General features: G+C 68.9%; 13 protein-coding genes. 6 read left to right on the top strand and 7 right to left on the bottom strand.

What is annotated here, in order from left to right; genetic code table 11:
- Positions 1-123: 123 nt before the first annotated feature.
- The 4 genes from G4D87_RS18900 to smc all read left to right on the top strand — a co-directional run bounded on the left by G4D87_RS18900 (position 124) and on the right by smc (position 7663).
- A complete protein-coding gene (locus G4D87_RS18900) occupies positions 124-939 on the top strand; it encodes a tetratricopeptide repeat protein (RefSeq protein ID WP_013941468.1) in 816 nt (271 codons plus the stop codon).
- Between the two features lie 3 nt (positions 940-942).
- The gene (locus G4D87_RS18895) at positions 943-2328 is read left to right on the top strand and encodes a hemolysin family protein (RefSeq protein ID WP_163783457.1); all 1386 of its coding nucleotides are present in this window, start codon (positions 943-945) and stop codon (positions 2326-2328) included.
- Between the two features lie 84 nt (positions 2329-2412).
- Positions 2413-3642, top strand: coding sequence for an ATP-binding protein (locus G4D87_RS18890; protein ID WP_163783456.1), 1230 nt, complete (start codon positions 2413-2415; stop codon positions 3640-3642).
- Positions 3643-4060: 418 nt separating this feature from the next.
- Complete coding sequence (smc, locus tag G4D87_RS18885; protein ID WP_163783455.1) at positions 4061-7663, top strand: chromosome segregation protein SMC; 3603 nt, start codon at positions 4061-4063, stop codon at positions 7661-7663.
- A gap of 96 nt (positions 7664-7759) precedes the next feature.
- On the opposite strand, the gene G4D87_RS18880 is transcribed toward smc, so the two are convergent.
- The 7 genes from G4D87_RS18880 to groES all read right to left on the bottom strand — a co-directional run bounded on the left by G4D87_RS18880 (position 7760) and on the right by groES (position 13868).
- Positions 7760-8956 carry a hypothetical protein gene (locus G4D87_RS18880; RefSeq protein WP_163783454.1) on the bottom strand — a complete coding sequence of 399 codons (1197 nt, stop codon included), beginning with the start codon at positions 8954-8956 and terminating at the stop codon, positions 7760-7762.
- A 41-nt stretch (positions 8957-8997) separates the two neighbouring features.
- Positions 8998-10377, bottom strand: a complete 1380-nt coding sequence (locus G4D87_RS18875) for an FHA and sigma-54 interaction domain-containing protein (RefSeq protein ID WP_163783453.1) — start codon at positions 10375-10377, stop codon at positions 8998-9000.
- A 71-nt stretch (positions 10378-10448) separates the two neighbouring features.
- On the bottom strand, positions 10449-10643 hold the full coding sequence (locus G4D87_RS39480) for a hypothetical protein (RefSeq protein WP_240358397.1): 195 nt from the start codon (positions 10641-10643) through the stop codon (positions 10449-10451).
- Positions 10644-10978: 335 nt separating this feature from the next.
- Positions 10979-11383 (bottom strand): hypothetical protein, encoded by a 405-nt coding sequence (locus G4D87_RS18865; RefSeq protein ID WP_163783452.1) that lies wholly within the window; start codon positions 11381-11383, stop codon positions 10979-10981.
- A gap of 96 nt (positions 11384-11479) precedes the next feature.
- Positions 11480-11737, bottom strand: a complete 258-nt coding sequence (grxC, locus tag G4D87_RS18860) for a glutaredoxin 3 (protein ID WP_163783451.1) — start codon at positions 11735-11737, stop codon at positions 11480-11482.
- Positions 11738-11888: 151 nt separating this feature from the next.
- A complete protein-coding gene (gene groL / locus G4D87_RS18855; RefSeq protein ID WP_163783450.1) occupies positions 11889-13538 on the bottom strand; it encodes a chaperonin GroEL in 1650 nt (549 codons plus the stop codon).
- Between the two features lie 39 nt (positions 13539-13577).
- Positions 13578-13868 (bottom strand): co-chaperone GroES, encoded by a 291-nt coding sequence (groES, locus tag G4D87_RS18850; protein WP_013941457.1) that lies wholly within the window; start codon positions 13866-13868, stop codon positions 13578-13580.
- Positions 13869-14280: 412 nt separating this feature from the next.
- Between groES and G4D87_RS18845 the strand changes: the two genes are divergently transcribed.
- A complete protein-coding gene (locus G4D87_RS18845; protein ID WP_176413003.1) occupies positions 14281-14880 on the top strand; it encodes a hypothetical protein in 600 nt (199 codons plus the stop codon).
- A 12-nt stretch (positions 14881-14892) separates the two neighbouring features.
- A complete protein-coding gene (locus G4D87_RS18840; protein WP_163783448.1) occupies positions 14893-15534 on the top strand; it encodes a hypothetical protein in 642 nt (213 codons plus the stop codon).
- Positions 15535-15557 lie beyond the last annotated feature (23 nt).

Raw genomic sequence — 15557 nt, 5'->3', positions numbered from 1 at the left:
GGGGGACGGCGCGGGGGTGACAGGCGGACAACAGGAGCAGCAGCAGTGCGACGTGGCGCATGGGCGGGGGGAAACTCTACCTTGCACCACTTGGAGCGCGGCGCGTAGATTGCCCGCGCGCTCATGGCCCGCGAAAAGGACAACATCGCTCTCTCCGACGAGCACAACACTCGGGGAATCGAGCTGGCGGACCGGGGTTGGCTCGACGAGGCCATCAAGGAGTTCAAGAAGGCCATTGACCTCGACCCGAGCTCCGCGCACGCCCACGACAACCTGGCGACCGTCTACGCGGAGAAGAAGCTCTTCCGCGAGGCGCTGTCGGAGTACCTCACCGCCCTGAAGCTGGAGCCGGAGAGCGCCACGGCGCACTACAACCTGGCCTGCTTCCTCTCCACCCACGCGGGGGAGATGGCGGTGGAGGAGTACAAGGAAGCCATCGAGTTGGATCCGGAGTATCCGGACGCCCACCTCAACCTGGGCCTCACCTACGCGGACCAGGGCCGCGTGGAGGAGGCGATGCGCGAGCTCCAGACGGCCATCGAGCTGGACTCCCAGGACGCCTTCCCCCGTCACGAGCTGGCCGCGCTGATGATGGACGAGGGCGACTACCGCTCCGCCATCACCCAGCTGAAGGAAGTGGTGCGCCTGGAGCCGGACAACTTCGAGGCGCAGCTGGACCTGGGCATCTGCTACGCGCAGAAGGGCTTCTACGCGGAGGCGGAGCGCGCCTATGAGCGGGCGCGGGCGCTCAACCCGGAAGACCTGCTGCTCAACTACAACCTGTCCGCCCTGTTCGCGCTGTGGGGGCGTCCCAAGGACGCCGTGCAGTACCTGCAGAAGTCGCTCACCGCGGACCGGCCGAAGGTGATGGGGTGGCTGTCCACGGACCCCATGTTCGACGCCCTCAAGGGTGACCCGGACTTCGAAGCCTTGTTCTGAGCCATGGGCAACGAATGGTTGTTCCTGGGGCTGGCGATCCTCCTCGTATTCGCCAACGGCTTCTTCGTGGCGACCGAGTTCGCCATCGTGAAGATCCGCGCCACGCGGCTCCAGTCCCTGGTGGACGAAGGCGCGCCGGGCGCGGCCGCGGCCATGAAGATGGTGGAGAAGCTGGACGCGTACCTCTCCGCCACGCAGTTCGGCATCACCCTGGCCTCCCTGGGCCTGGGCTGGCTGGGTGAGCCGGCCTTCGCGCGCTTGTTGGAGCCGGTGCTGGTGCCGTTGGTGCCGGAGGGCGCCTCCACCACGTTGGCCCACTCCGCGGCGGTGGTGATTGGCTTCAGCATCATCACCTTCCTGCACATCGTGCTCGGTGAGCTGGCGCCCAAGAGCCTGGCCATCCAGCGGCCCGAGGACACGACGCTCGCGGTGGCGCTGCCCATGCGGGTGTTCTACGTCCTGTTCTACCCGGCCATCGTCCTGCTCAACGGGCTGGCGGCGTGGGTGCTGCGCGTCTTCGGCCTCCAGTCGGTGGGGGGGGCGCACGAGGCGCACAGCGAGGACGAGCTGCTGGTCATCCTGCACAGCTCGGCGCAGGCGGGCGCGATTACCACGGCGCGCGCGGAGCTGCTGGAGCGCGCGCTGGAGATGGCGCAGAAGACGGCGCGGCAGGTGATGGTGCCGCGCAACCAGGTGAAGTTCCTGGATGTGGAAGAGCCGCTGGAGAAGTGCATCGCGGATGCGCGCGCGGCGGGCCACACGTGGTTGCCGGTGTGCCGGGGCAACCTCGACGAGGTCGAGGGCGTGGTGAACGCCAAGGACCTGTTCTTCCTCCTGTCCCGGGGCGAGCTGCACAGCCTGGCGCAGGTGCAGCGGCCGGTGCTGTTCATCCCGGAGGGCGCCACGCTGGAGCAGCTGCTGGCGGAGTTCCGACGGCGGCGCCGGCAGACGGCGCTGGTGGTGGACGAGCACGGCGGCACGTCGGGGCTGGTGACGATCGCCGACGTGGTGGCGGAGGTGGTGGGCGACGTCGCCGAGCTGGGCCGCCGCATGGACGAGGTCCGCGCGCTGCCGGGGGGCCGCTTCGAGCTGCCGGGCACCGCGCAGCTCGATGATTTGGAGGAGCGGCTGGACGTCAACTTCGACCTGGACGAGGACGAAGAGGGCGAGGTGACGACCATCGCCGGTTACCTCATGACGCGGCTGGGCCGGGTTCCCGTGAAGGGGGACACGCTGCGGCTCGACATGTGGCGCATCGTCGTGGACGACGTGGAAGGGCCGCGCGTGGTGCGCGTCACCGTGGAGCCGCAGTCGCGGACGGCGCCCGGGCGCGCCGCGGGGGACGGCTCCGGTGAGGTGCCTCCGGGCGCGTCAGGTGAGTCCGTTTAGGTGTGAAGCCTGGAGGGCCTGGTTCGACGGAGGGCCCACGAGGCCAGGCCCCATGGGTGACGACGCGAGGGACAGATGACGCCGGTGGCCGCACCATCCAGGATTGAGCTGAGCGAGCCCACGCCGCTCTTGCGTTGGTTGGGGAATGACCCGGTGGGGGTGGTGCTGGGCTCCATCGACCCCATCGAAATGTGGGGGCTCGTGGCGATCTCGGCCCTCGCCCGGATGGATGGCAGCGCGCCGCTGCGGGTGTCGCTCGACGCGAACTCCAGGTCGTGCGGGTTCGCGAGAGCCGTCGGCTTCGAGGGCGTCTTGTCGGGAGCCGGTGTGCAGGGGATGGCTCCGGGAGAGCAGGGCCGCACCGTCAAGTTGGCGCGCATCCAACGCCACTCCGCGACCGAGCCGCCCTCAGACGAAATCTCGCGCTTGCTGGTTCCTGATCCTCGCTTCGAGGACACGCGCCGGACGCTCTATTACGTCCTGAACGAGCTCCTGAGGAACGTCGTCCAGCACAGCCTGGACCCGCTGGGGGGCATCGTCGGCGCGCAGCTCAATCGGGGAGGGCGCAACGCGACGCAGCCCATGGTCCAGGTGGCGGTCGCGGACGCGGGCCTGGGGATTCCCGCGAGCCTCCAGAGCCGGCACCGCCTGGCGGATGCGAGGACGGCGCTGGAGAAGTCGCTGTGGCCGCACATCTCGAGTGCCTTCGACGAAGGCGAGACGGGGAGTGCCCAGAACGCGGGAATGGGGCTCTTCTTCATCTCGGAGATGACCAAGCTGGTGGGGGGCAGGCTGGTCATCGCCACCCGTGGGGCGACGCTCATGCTCCAGGGGGACGAGGATTTCGAGAACCCCCATGGCATCCAGCAGCTCCTGAGCGGTGTGGGATATCCGGGGACGCTCGTGGCGTTCGAGATGCCGGCGGAGGCGGCGCAAGACTACGACGGCATGATTGAGACCATCCGCGAGCGGGCCTCCGAGCGGACGCCGCGGCGGGCCATCCACAAGTGGCTGTCGTTCGAGGCGCCGCCGGAGGGCGCCTTGAAGTTCGTGGTCCGCTCGACGGGCGTCGAGGATGCGAGAGCGGCGCAACGCTTCGCGGAGGAGCAGTTGCTGCCAAGGCTGGTGAAGCGGCAGCCCGTGGCGCTCGACTTCGTGGGGATTTCGACCTGCACGCAGAGCTACGCACACGCCCTGCTCTATGAAGCGCTTCGGTTGGCCTGGGCGCGGAAGACACCCATCTTCATCCTCCATGCGCAGCCCGCGGTCCGGAGCACGCTCGAACTGCTGGAGAACTACGCACTCGGAGGCTGATGCCCCGGGCGCTCGCGCGTTCGGCGTCGAACGCGCGGACGTCATGACGGCCTGCCGCCTCCCGTGCCGTCCTGGCAAGGCGGACGTGTCAGACCGGGATGCTACGTCCCGCGAGGTGCTGCTTCTACGTCGTGCGACAGGACTCTACAGGGCTGCACCGCGCGCGCTCGTGCACGGGACGCGGGAGGTGCGCTCCCGCCCGTGCGGGCCTTCCCCCACACGCCGTGCGCTACAGCTACAGGGCACGCCCGCTCTGTCGCAGACCAGGCAACCGAACGTATGGCGATGCGTGGCATGGCCACGCTTGATCGCCTGGGAGGTGGCTGGTACTCCTTTCTGCTGGACGCTCCGAGGCCGATTTTTCGGCCTCGCGCGCGATTTTCTCCTCGTACCGAGCCCGCTCTAGGAGCCCGCTGGCATGCGAATCAAGCGGTTGGACATCACCGGCTTCAAGTCCTTCATGGAACGGAGCGTCTTCACGTTCGACGAAGGCGTGACGGGCATCGTCGGGCCCAACGGCTGCGGCAAGTCCAACGTCGTGGACGCCATCCGCTGGGTGATGGGTGAGCAGAGCGCGAAGAACCTCCGTGGCCGCGGCATGGAGGACGTCATCTTCAACGGCTCGGAGAACAAGCCGCCGCTGTCCATGGCGGAGGTGTCGCTCACGTTCCTCGTGGATGACACGGACCAGCTCGCGCCCCAGTACCAGGGCTTCTCCGAAGTCACGGTGACGCGGCGCCTGTTCCGCAACGGCGACTCCGAGTACCTCATCAACAAGACGCTGTGCCGGCTGCTGGACATCACCGAGCTGTTCCTCGGCACCGGCGTGGGCACCAAGGCGTACTCCATCATCGAGCAGGGCCGCGTGGGCCTCATCGTGTCCAGCAAGCCGGAGGACCGGCGCCACCTGCTGGAGGAGGCCGCGGGCGTCACCAAGTACAAGGCCCGCCGCAAGGCCGCCGAGCGCAAGATGGAGGCGACCGACGCCAACCTGCTGCGCGTCACCGACATCACCAACGAGCTGGAGAAGCGGCTCGACGCGCTGTCGCGCCAGTCGAAGAAGGCGGAGAAGTACAAGAAGCTCAAGGCGCGCATGCGGGACATCGACCTGCACGCGGCCACCCACCGCCAGCTGGAGCTGATGGCGGAGAAGAAGATGCTCCAGTCGCGGCTGGAGAACCTGGGCTCCGAGGAACGGGAGAGCCTGGACCGGGTGAAGGAACTGGAGGAGACGATTACGCGCCGCCGCGCGGAGCTGGAGGCGGAGACCGCCGCGCTCCAGGCGCTGGCCGCGGAGGTGCACACGCTGGAGAGCTCCCTGCAGCGCGACACGCAGGAGATGACCTACGGCAAGCGCGACCTGGAGGAGACGCGGGCCCGCGTGGCCGCCGCCCAGGTGGAGCTGGACGGGCTCCTGGCGCGCAAGGCGGAGATGTCCGAGGCCATGGCCGCCCGCGAGGCGGAGCTGTCGGGCATCGCCGGCTCGTGGAAGGAGGACGAGGTCGCGATGCAGGTGGCGCAGGAGGAGCTGCGCCGCGTGTCCCAGCTCCAGACGGAGGTCGCGCTGCGCCTGGAGCAGGAGCGCGCCGGCCTGGTGGCCGTGGCCACGCGCCTGGCCAACCACGAGAGCAACCTGGTCAACCTCGCCCGCCAGCGGGGAGATTTGGGCGCCCGCCGCGCGAAGCTCCAGGGCGAGCTGGACGCCCTGCGCGCCCAGGAGCAGACGCTGGAGAGCGCCCGGGGCGACGTGGCGAAGCGGGTGGAGGACACCCGGCACCTCGCCGCGGAGCTGGCCGAGCGCAAGGGCCAGGAGGAGGACGCGCTCACCCGCACCCGCGCGTCCTTCACGGAGAACGAAATCGAGGTCATCGCGCTGCGGGAGGAGCTGAGCGACAAGCGCAGCCGCCTCTCCACGCTGGAGGACATCCAGAAGAACTACGACGGCTTCGATCGCGGCGTGCGCGCCGTCATGACGCGCGCCGGGGTGCAGGCCCGCGAGCAGGGCATCTTCGGCCTGGTGGCGGACGTCATCACCGTCACCCCGCGCTACGAGCGCGCGGTGGAGGCCGCTCTGGGTGAGCGGCTCCAGCACGTCATCGTGGAGAGCCGCGACAAGGGCGTGGAGCTGGTGGACTACCTCAAGGGCCACGCCGAGGGCCGGGGCAGCTTCCTCCCGGTGCCCGCGCTGGACGCGCTGCCGGCCCCGCTGGAGCCGGACTTCAGCCAGCCCGGGGTGCTCGCGCATGCCCTGCGCGAGGTGACGTGTGAGGAGGCGCTGGCGCCGCTCGTCCAGCTGCTGCTGGGGGACGTCGTCATCGTCCAGGACGTGGCCACGGCGCGCGCGTGGACCCAGTCGGGCGGCCCGGCGTGCACGCTGGTGACGGCGGAGGGCGAGGTGTTCCGCCCGGACGGCACCATCGTCGGCGGTGAGAGCGAGGGCGCGGCGGTGGGCGCGCTCCAGAAGAAGCGCGAAATCGCCGAGCTGGCCACCGAGGTGGCCCGCGTCGAGGAGCGCTACAACGAGATTCTCACCCGGCACTACACGCTCCAGAAGCAGATGGGGCACGCGGAGGGCGTCCTCAAGGGGCTGGCCAAGAATCAGCACGCCGAGGAGCTGAACCTCGCCAGCCAGGAGAAGGACCTGCACAAGGCGGGCGAGGACCTGGCCCGCGTGCGCGAGCGGGTCCGCGCCCTGGAGCTGGAGGAGGGGCAGCTCGCCCAGAGCCACCAGGCCCTGGAGCACGACGAGGAGATGAGCCGCGGCGAGGTGGCGCACGGCCAGGCGGACCGCGAGGGCCGCGAGGAGCGGGTGAAGCAGCTGGTGGCCGAACAGGAGTCGCTGCGCCTGCGCGCGGAGACGGCCAACGGCGAGCTGACGGGCCTGCGCATCAAGGTGGCCGCCGGCAGCGAGCGTGGCGAGTCGGCCCGCAAGGAGCTGGACAGCCTCGTCTCCCAGCGCCAGGACATGGAGACGCGCATCACCCGGCTCCAGGCCACGGTGGTGGAGGGTGGGTCGCGCGTGGAGGAGCTGGCGCGGCGCACGACGGACACCGAGGGCGGCCTGTCGCAGCGCGCCGAGGAGCACCGGCTCGCCGCGGAGGGGCTGGAGGCGCGCCGCGCGGCGCACACCGCGGCCTCCGCGGAGGTGCGTGAGCAGGACGCGATGTTCCGCGAGCTGCGCGGCCGCGTGGACGAGCTGATGCAGGGCCTGTCGCAAATCTCGCTGCGTGAGCGCGAAATCGCCCTGGAGCTGGAGCACCTGGCGGCGGGCATCCGCGAGCGGCACCAGGTGGAGCTGGCGAACGAGCTGCACAAGTACCACCTGCTGGCCGCGCTGGCCCCGGAGACGGAGGCGGAGCTGAAGGACCTGCGCGCGCAGGTGGAGAAGATGGGGGAGATCAACCTCACCGCCATCGACGAGCACGCGGAGCTGTCCAAGCGCTACGACTTCCTCACCGCGCAGAAGAAGGACCTGCAGTCCTCCATCGAGCAGCTGAAGGAGGCCATCCAGCGCATCGACGCCACCAGCCGCGAGCGCTTCAAGCAGACCTTCGACGTGGTGAACGAGAAGTTCCAGGCCATCTTCCCGCGCCTGTTCGGCGGCGGCCGGGCCAGCCTCATCCTCACCAACGAGGGGCCGGGCGGGGAGCCGGGCGTGGAAATCGTCGCCCAGCCGCCCGGCAAGAAGCTGCAGAGCGTCAACCTGCTGTCCGGCGGCGAGAAGGCCCTCACCGCCGTGGGCCTCATCTTCGGCATCTTCCTCATCAAGCCGACGCCCTTCTGCCTCCTCGACGAGGTCGACGCGCCGTTGGATGAGGGCAACGTGGGCCGCTACAACGACATGGTGAAGGAGATGAGCAAGCAGTCGCAGTTCATCCTCATCACCCACAACAAGCGGACGATGGAGGTCTCCAACACCCTCTATGGCGTCACCATGGAGGAGCCGGGCATCTCCAAGCTCGTCAGCGTGCGCATGCGCGAGGCGGGCGCGGCCAACGACGACAAGGTGACGGCGGCGTAGGCCCGTCCCGGGCGGTTGCCCCTTGGAAACACAGAAGGCGCGGGCCCCGGCTTCCGGGCTCCCGCGCCTTCGTGTTTTTCCGCCGTGGGGCGGGGGCTACTTGAAGTTCTTCTTCGGGCAGGCGCCCTTGTCCTGCGCGGCCATCTTCTCCGCGTCGGCCAGCTCCTTCATGGACTCGTCGACGTTCTTCTGGGTGGCGGTGACGACGTCACCCCAGTTCTCAGCGTCCTTCGCCGCCATCTCCGTGGCCAGCGCCAGCGCGGCCTGGTCCGTGGCCTGACGGGCCTTGATGGACTCGATGACGCCCGCGTCCGCCTTCACCAGCGCCTCGCACTTGCTGGACATCTCGTCGAACAGGCGCCAGTTCTTGGTCTTCTGGTAGCGGTCCACGACTTCGCCGTAGGCCAGGGCCGCCGGGGTGCGGGCGCCGTCGGCGATGGCCGAGTCCGCCGCGCGCTGGGTGCGGTTGAGGTCCAGCTGGAGGAAGCGCAGCTCGGGCGGCAGGGCGGCCGAAGCGGCGTCCGGCGCGGCCGAGTCGAAGTGGACGAAGCGGTAGGAGAAGCCCAGCTCGTCGGAGGTCAGCTTCACCGGCAGCGCGGCAATCTTCGGCTGGAGGCAGGCGGCCAGCTGGTCCGCCTCGGTGTTGCCGGAGGGTGCGAAGGTCACCTCGGCCGGGGTGGGGTTGGCCTTCAGCAGCTTGATCTTCGCCGTCAGCGGCGGCGGGACCTGCTCCTTGAAGTTGGCGTAGCACTCACACCAGCCCTGCTGCGCCAGACGCACCGAGCCGGTGAAGTCCGAGCCCTCGTTGATGTTGAAGGTGACGGAGTTGAGGCCGCTGGTGGTGTGCTCGAAGGGGATGGCCGCTTCCACGGGCTGCGCGCCCTTGGGCAGCGCGGACAGCTTTACCTGGCTGTCCACCACCTTCTGGATGCAGGCCTGGCCTTCCGGGGTGAGGTTCGTCCCGGTGACGGCGTGCGAGGCGCCCTGCTCCGTGACGCTCGTCTTGACCTCCACCGTGGTCGTCTTCTCCGCGCCCCGGTGCTTCGGGTCCACCAGGCACTCCATCACCTGGGGACGCGTGGTGAGCAGCGCGCCCAGCACGACGCCCTGGCTCGCCTGCTCCGGGAGCTGGAGCTCGCGCGGGAAGCAGTTCACCAGGTCGAACGGGGGCTGGTTGGTGATGCGGACTCGCTCCTCGGTCGGCGCGGTCGGTCCGGCGGGGGCCGCGGGCTTCTGCTGGCCGGCACAAGCGGCGGTGAAGACGACGGAGGCTACGGCAACGCGACGCAACATGCGGTTGTTCTCCCTGGGGGTGGATCTGCGTGCGGACTTCTTTACTTCTCCAGGCCCTCGGCGTTCTTGAGGTCCTTGAGCCGAAGCCCGTTCTTTTTCAGTAGGCGATAGAGGCTCTGCATGGAGAGCCCGGTGCGCTGCTCCGCGGCCTTCATGTCGAAGCCCACGGTCTTCATGACCTCGGCGAAGTACAGGCGCTCGAAGTCGGCCAGCACCCTGTCCTTGGCCTCGTGGTAGGGCAGGGTGCCCACCAGCGTGGCCACCTGGGTGGTGGGGGCCTGGCCCTCCGCGCGCCGCGAGGGCTGGGCGAGGAAGTCCAGCCAGCTGCTGTTGCCCGTCTCCTCCATGAGGGCGCCGCGCTCCAGCACGTTGCGCAGCTCGCGCACGTTGCCCGGCCACTCATAGCCCTCGAAGAGGGCCAGCGTCTGGGGCGTGAGGGTGATGCTGGCGCGCAGCGTCTGGGCCAGGGCCTGGGCCAGCGCGGGCAAGTCGTCCCGGCGGGTGCGCAGGGGCGGCAGGCGCACGCGCGCCACCGCGAGCCGGAAGTACAGGTCCGCGCGGAAGCGGCCCTGGCGCACGTCCTCTTCCAGGTTCCGGTGGGTGGAGGCGATGACGCGCACGTCCACCGCCACCGGCTGGCCGTCCAGCGACGGCACCTCGCGCGTCTCCAGCACGCGCAGCAGCTTGCCCTGCACGGGCAGCGGCAGCTCGCCCACCTCGTCCATGAAGAGGGTGCCGCCCCGGGCCGCCTCGAAGACGCCCCGCGCCTCGCGGTCCTCGCCGTCACCCGCGCGCAGGCCGCCGAAGAGCTCGCGCTCGGCCTTCTCCTCGGAGATGAGGTTGCAGTCCACGACCTTGAAGGGGCCGTGGCGCCGCGCCGAGTGCTGGTGCACCGCGCGCGCCGCCAGCTCCTTGCCAGTGCCCGTCTCTCCCTCCACGAGCAGGCTCATGTCCTCGCGGGCGATGCGGCGCAGCTCCGTGAAGACCCAGCGCATCTTCTCCGAGGCGCCCACCAGCGCGCCGAAGGACTCCGCCCCCGCCACCTCCACCTCGGTGGGGCGCGGGGCGACCTTCACGGAGAGCTTCGTCTTGCCCAGCTCCACCTTGTCGCCGCTGGTCAGGTAGGCCTGCACCACCTGCCGGCCGTCCAGGAAGGTGCCGTTGCGGCTGCCGGTGTCGCGCAGCATCAGCCCCCGCGAGGTGCGCTCCACCTCCAGGTGGCGGCGGCTCACCGTGGCGTCCGTGAGCACCAAATCACAGGCGCCGTCGGAGCCCACACGGACCAGCCCGTCCTGCGTCTTCACCTTCTTGCCCTTGTCAGGTCCGGCGACCACCTCCACCGTCCATTCGGGGATGGGGATGCGGGTGGTGCGGCCTTCTTGCTCCGTCTGAGTGGTCTGGGTGACCTCGGGCCTATCCATATCGGGTCCTCTTTAGGTGCGAGTCGCATGGGCGGGCAAGCCCGACGCGAGCCTCTTCACACCGGGAAATCTCAAGGCAGTACGAGTGGAACAATCCTGCCTGAGGGTTGTTGAACGCGCGCTTCGACTGGCACGAGCGCCAGCCGTGCGCGGGCAAGGGTCTGGAGAAGGGCGGGGCGTCCGTCGAGCGTGAGCGCCTCCATCCGGCGCGTCAGCTCGAGCGCCGGGTCCGCGCTTTCCTCGAGGATGTCTGCGTAGGGATTCACGGTGGCCTCCCCGAAGACCTCCTGCACCACCGCGTGCGTGGCGGCGGGAGGACTTCCACTCGGCCCACGTACCTCACCACCTCGGTGGCGCGCTGGCCTACCGCGCGGCCCTCGGTGTCAATCAGTTCACGTTCACCAGACTGGAGGCGTTGCTCCGCCAAGAGGCGGCGCTCGGTGGGGCCGAAGAAGCGGGCCGCGTCACCGGCCTGCGCCAGGCGCGGGCCGTGGAAGGGGACGGTGTGTTTCACGACCCCCCATACAAGACGAACGTTCGGCCAGAATCCAGAATCCTGCGTCACTCCCTCGCGGAAGGACGCAGGATTCTGGATTGGCGCTCAGTAGCGGGCCGGCGGGTCGCTGGCGGGGAAGGTCTCCAGCAGCTCCTCGTCCACGGCGTCACGCGTCGTGTCATTGCCGCCCGAGGCAACGCTCGCGTTGGTGGGTTGCTTCTCCTCCGAGGCCGCGCCGCGCTTGCCCCCTTGGGCCGCGCGCTTGCGGCCGGTGCCCGCCCTGGAGACGCCCGCCATGCGGGCGCCGAGCAGATTCTTGGCCCGCTCGGCGAGGTTCCGCTGCTCCTCCTGCCAGTCGCGGAAGAACTGGGCGAGCTCCGGGTCGCCGTTCTCCTCGGCATCCCGGATGTACGCCTCACTGGTCGAGGCACCCTTGAGCAGGTGATACAGGACGCTGATGAGGTTGTACTGCTCGTCCCGGGTCCCCGTCTGCCGCTCTTCGCCTGCCATGCCGCCTCCCGTGGATGCGTGAAGTGCCACGGGGAGAAGCTATGCACGGTGGACCAGGCGCCCTGGCGGGGGCGGCTGGCCGCCTGCCTGGGGTGCTCAGGCCTGGAGCATCGGCTCCAGGCGGCCCTCGGTGTCCAGGCGGGACAAGTCGGAGTAGCCGCCGACGTGCGTGTCGCCAATGAAGATTTGCGGCACGGTGCGCTGGCCGCCGCTCATCTCCACGAGCTTGGCGCGCAGGTCGTCGTCTCCGGTGACGTCCACCTCTTCGTACGCCACGCCCTTGCGCTTGAGCAGGTCCTTGGCGCGAACGCAGTAGCCACAGTAGGTGGTCGTAAAAATCTTCACGGGCTTCACGGGTGTCTCCTCCTTCGTATCCACCAAATTAAGGGCCGGGGAGGCGTGCCGCCACCCGGCCCGCAAAGACGACGGCCCCCGGTTCCCCAGGAGGGAGCCGGAGGCCGCGTTCAGGACGTCACCCCGGACGCAGGCCGGGGTGAGGGGCGGACTACATGCCCATGCCGCCCATGCCGCCCATGCCACCCATCCCGCCCATGCCACCGCCGGCGGGGAGGTCCTTCTCCTCCTTCGGACGCTCCGCCACCATGGCCTCGGTGGTGAGCATCAGCGAGGACACGGACGCCGCGTTCTGCAGCGCGGTGCGGCTGACCTTGGCCGGGTCGATGACGCCGGCGGCCAGCAGGTCCTCGTAGGTGCCCGTGGCGGCGTTGAAGCCGACCGGACCGGAGGACTCCTTGACCTTGTTCACCACCACGCTGCCCTCCAGGCCGCCGTTGCCGACGATCTGGCGGAGGGGCTCCTCGAGCGCGCGGCGGATGATGTCCACGCCGAACTTCTCACCGCCGGACAGCTGCAGGCCTTCCAGCGCCTTGAGGCAGCGGATGTAGGCCACGCCGCCGCCAGGGACGACGCCCTCTTCCACGGCCGCGCGGGTCGCGTTGAGCGCGTCCTCCACGCGGGCCTTCTTCTCCTTCATCTCCGTCTCGGTGGCCGCGCCGACGTTGATGACGGCCACGCCGCCCACGAGCTTCGCCAGGCGCTCCTGGAGCTTCTCGCGGTCGTAGTCGCTGGAGGTCTCTTCAATCTGGGCGCGGATCTGCTTCACGCGCGCCTCGATCTCCTGCTGGCTGCCAGCGCCGTCCACGATGGTGGTGTTGTCCTTGTCCACCGTCAGGCGCTTCGCGCGGCCCAGGTCCTGGAGGGTGATGGTGTCCAGCTTGATGCCCAGGTCCTCGGCGATCATCTTGCCGCCCGTCAGGGTGGCGATGTCCTCGAGCATGGCCTTGCGGCGGTCACCGAAGCCCGGCGCCTTCACCGCGCACACGTTCAGCACGCCGCGGATCTTGTTGACCACCAGGGTGGCCAGGGCCTCGCCCTCGATGTCCTCGGCGATGATGAGCAGGGGCTTACCGGCGCGGGCGACCTGCTCCAGGATGGGCAGGAGGTCCTTCATCGAGGAGATCTTCTTCTCGTTGATGAGGATGAGCGCGTCGTTGAGCGCCGCCTCCATGCGCTCCGGGTCCGTCACGAAGTACGGGGACAGGTAGCCGCGGTCGAACTGCATGCCCTCGACCACGTCCAGCGTCGTCTCCAGGCCCTTGGCCTCTTCGACGGTGATGACGCCTTCCTTGCCCACCTTCTCCATCGCGTCCGCGATGATGGTGCCAATGGTCTCATCACCGTTGGCGGAGATGGTACCGACCTGGGCAATCTCCTTCTTGTCCTTGGTCGGCTTGGCCTGCTTCTTCAGCTCGGCGACGACGGTGGCCACGGCCTTGTCGATGCCGCGCTTGATCTCCATCGGGTTGTGGCCCGCGGCGACCAGCTTCGCGCCCTCGCGGAAGATGGCCTGCGCCAGCACGGTGGCCGTGGTGGTGCCGTCACCGGCGACGTCAGACGTCTTGGAGGCGACCTCCTTGACCATCTGCGCGCCCATGTTCTCGAACTTGTTCTCGAGCTCGATCTCCTTGGCGACCGTCACACCGTCCTTGGTGATCGTCGGCGAGCCGAAGCTCTTCTCGATGACGACGTTGCGGCCCTTGGGGCCCAGGGTGACCTTGACCGCATCGGCCAGGATGTTGACGCCGCGGAGGATGGCCTCACGCGCGCGCACGTCGAAAAGAATGTCCTTCGCCATTTGGATGGTTCCTTGAAGGAAAAGAGGGGGGTAGCCGGATTACTTCTCGATGACGCCGAGCACATCCTCTTCACGGAGGATGAGGTGCTCCTCGCCGTCGAGCTTGATCTCGGTGCCCGCGTACTTGCTGAACAGGATGGTGTCGCCGGCCTTGATGTCCAGCGGACGGACCTTGCCGTCCTCCTGCACCTTGCCGTTACCCACGGCGACGACCTTGCCCTCCAGGGGCTTCTCCTTCGCCGTATCGGGGATGAAGAGGCCGCCCTTGGTCTTGTTCTCCTCGGCGACGCGCTTGACGATGAGCCGATCCTGCAGGGGACGAATCTTCATGGCCTGCTCCTTACATGTCGCTTCCGGCGCCGTTTCCGGTGGCGACCGAAAGCTGCTTGGGGGTTGAAAAAGGGCCTCGCGACCCATGGGGTTAGCACTCGCACCTCATGAGTGCTAACGCCCAGGCGCGGCGGATAATAACCAGCGAAGTCGACCCGTCAAGCGACGCCGGTCCACCTTCCCCGCACGTGCCAACTGCGCGGCATTCCTGGGTTTTTCCCATGACACCCGCCACGGGCGGCGCCATGCCCGGTCGGGGGCCATGGGAGCCTGGATTGGCACTCGCGCTCCCCGAGTGCTAACGCAAGTGCCTGGAATCACTGAGGGTGGTTTTGCCGCGCCCGCGCCGGATTGGTACCCTTACCAGGTCTCCTCCGGGCGACGTCCGCCCGGGGAATGACGGGAGGTGTCAATGAGTGGACTGGTGGCGTCCCTGTCTCTGAAGGAGTTCTTCAAGTCTCTTCTGGGCGAGGTCACGGGGCGGCAGCGGGTAGAGCTGGCGGAGGTGACGGAGTTCTACCTGGTGAACCTGCTGTCCGAGTTCGCCGTCACCGACAAGCTGTTCACCCGCGAGGAAGACGGGCGCAAGGACCACGAGCCCCTGGCCATCCTCTACCACCAGGCCTTGCAGCAGGAGCGCGCCGAGCGCATCCGCACCCTGCGCCGGCTGGGCGACGTGTCGCTGTACACCGCCGGCTTCTTCTCCGGCGCGCTGCAGAGCGGCGTGGTGGGGCCGGACTACTACATCCAGATGGGGGGCACGGCGTACGGCCACGTGGCGGAGCTGACCCCGGCGGCGGGCTTCGCGCAGGTGTACCGGGAGCTGTGCGAGAAGTTCCGCGAGCTGGTGGAGGTGCTGGAGGAGATCTCCGCGCGGGGCATGGTGCAGGCCGGCCCCAGCGGCGCGCTGAAAGTCTATGAGGCGTGGGTCCGCACTCGCAGTGACCGGCTGGAGCGCGTGCTGCTCGACGCGGGGATGATGCCGCGGCCCAAGGGACAGCTCGCCAACTAGCCGGAGGTGTGGATGATTGGCCGCGTTCAGGACCACCTGGAGGCCATCTACGGCTTCACGTGCGAGGCAAGGGCGGAGGTCTTCGTCGTGGACACGGAGGCCGCCGCCCGACTGGGAGGCACCGGCCGCGCCGACGAGGAGCTGCTGGTGCACGAGGCCGGCGACGCGCTGGAGCTGGCCCTCTACCTGTCACCGGCGCTGCTCGACAGGCTCAAGCCCTACGAATCCGGTCCGCTGGGCTACGTGCTGGACAGTGAGCTGGCCGGCTACTGCCAGCTGGCCGAAGGCGTGAGCCACTTCCTCTACGTGGCCCACACGGCGGCCCACGGCAGGACGGTGTCGCTGCTGGAGCTGGAGGCGCAGGCGGAGGTGGACAAGTTCGCGGTGTGCCTGCTGCACCGGTGGGGGGAAGGCGTGGGGGCCTGGTCTCAGGAGCTGCTCCAGCGCCTCTTCGACAGGGTGTCCTACCGCAAGCAGCTCTCTGCCCAGGAGCGGTGGCGCTACGAGGAGGCGAACCGGCTGTCACGCCGCTTCTGCGCGCGGCTGATGGGACACGTCTCCGCCCGGCGGTTGGACCGGCTCCTCGGAGACTTGCGCTACGCCTACCGGCTTGGCGCGGAGGCCAAGCTTCGCCATTTCGCGCATGGCGGGTGAGCACCTTTCCGTCCGCATCGGGT

Origin of the sequence: Myxococcus vastator, from assembly GCF_010894475.1 — a bacterium.
Lineage (GTDB): Bacteria > Myxococcota > Myxococcia > Myxococcales > Myxococcaceae > Myxococcus > Myxococcus vastator.
Note: the sequence above shows the minus strand (reverse complement) of the source record. Positions and strands in the feature narration are given on the sequence as shown.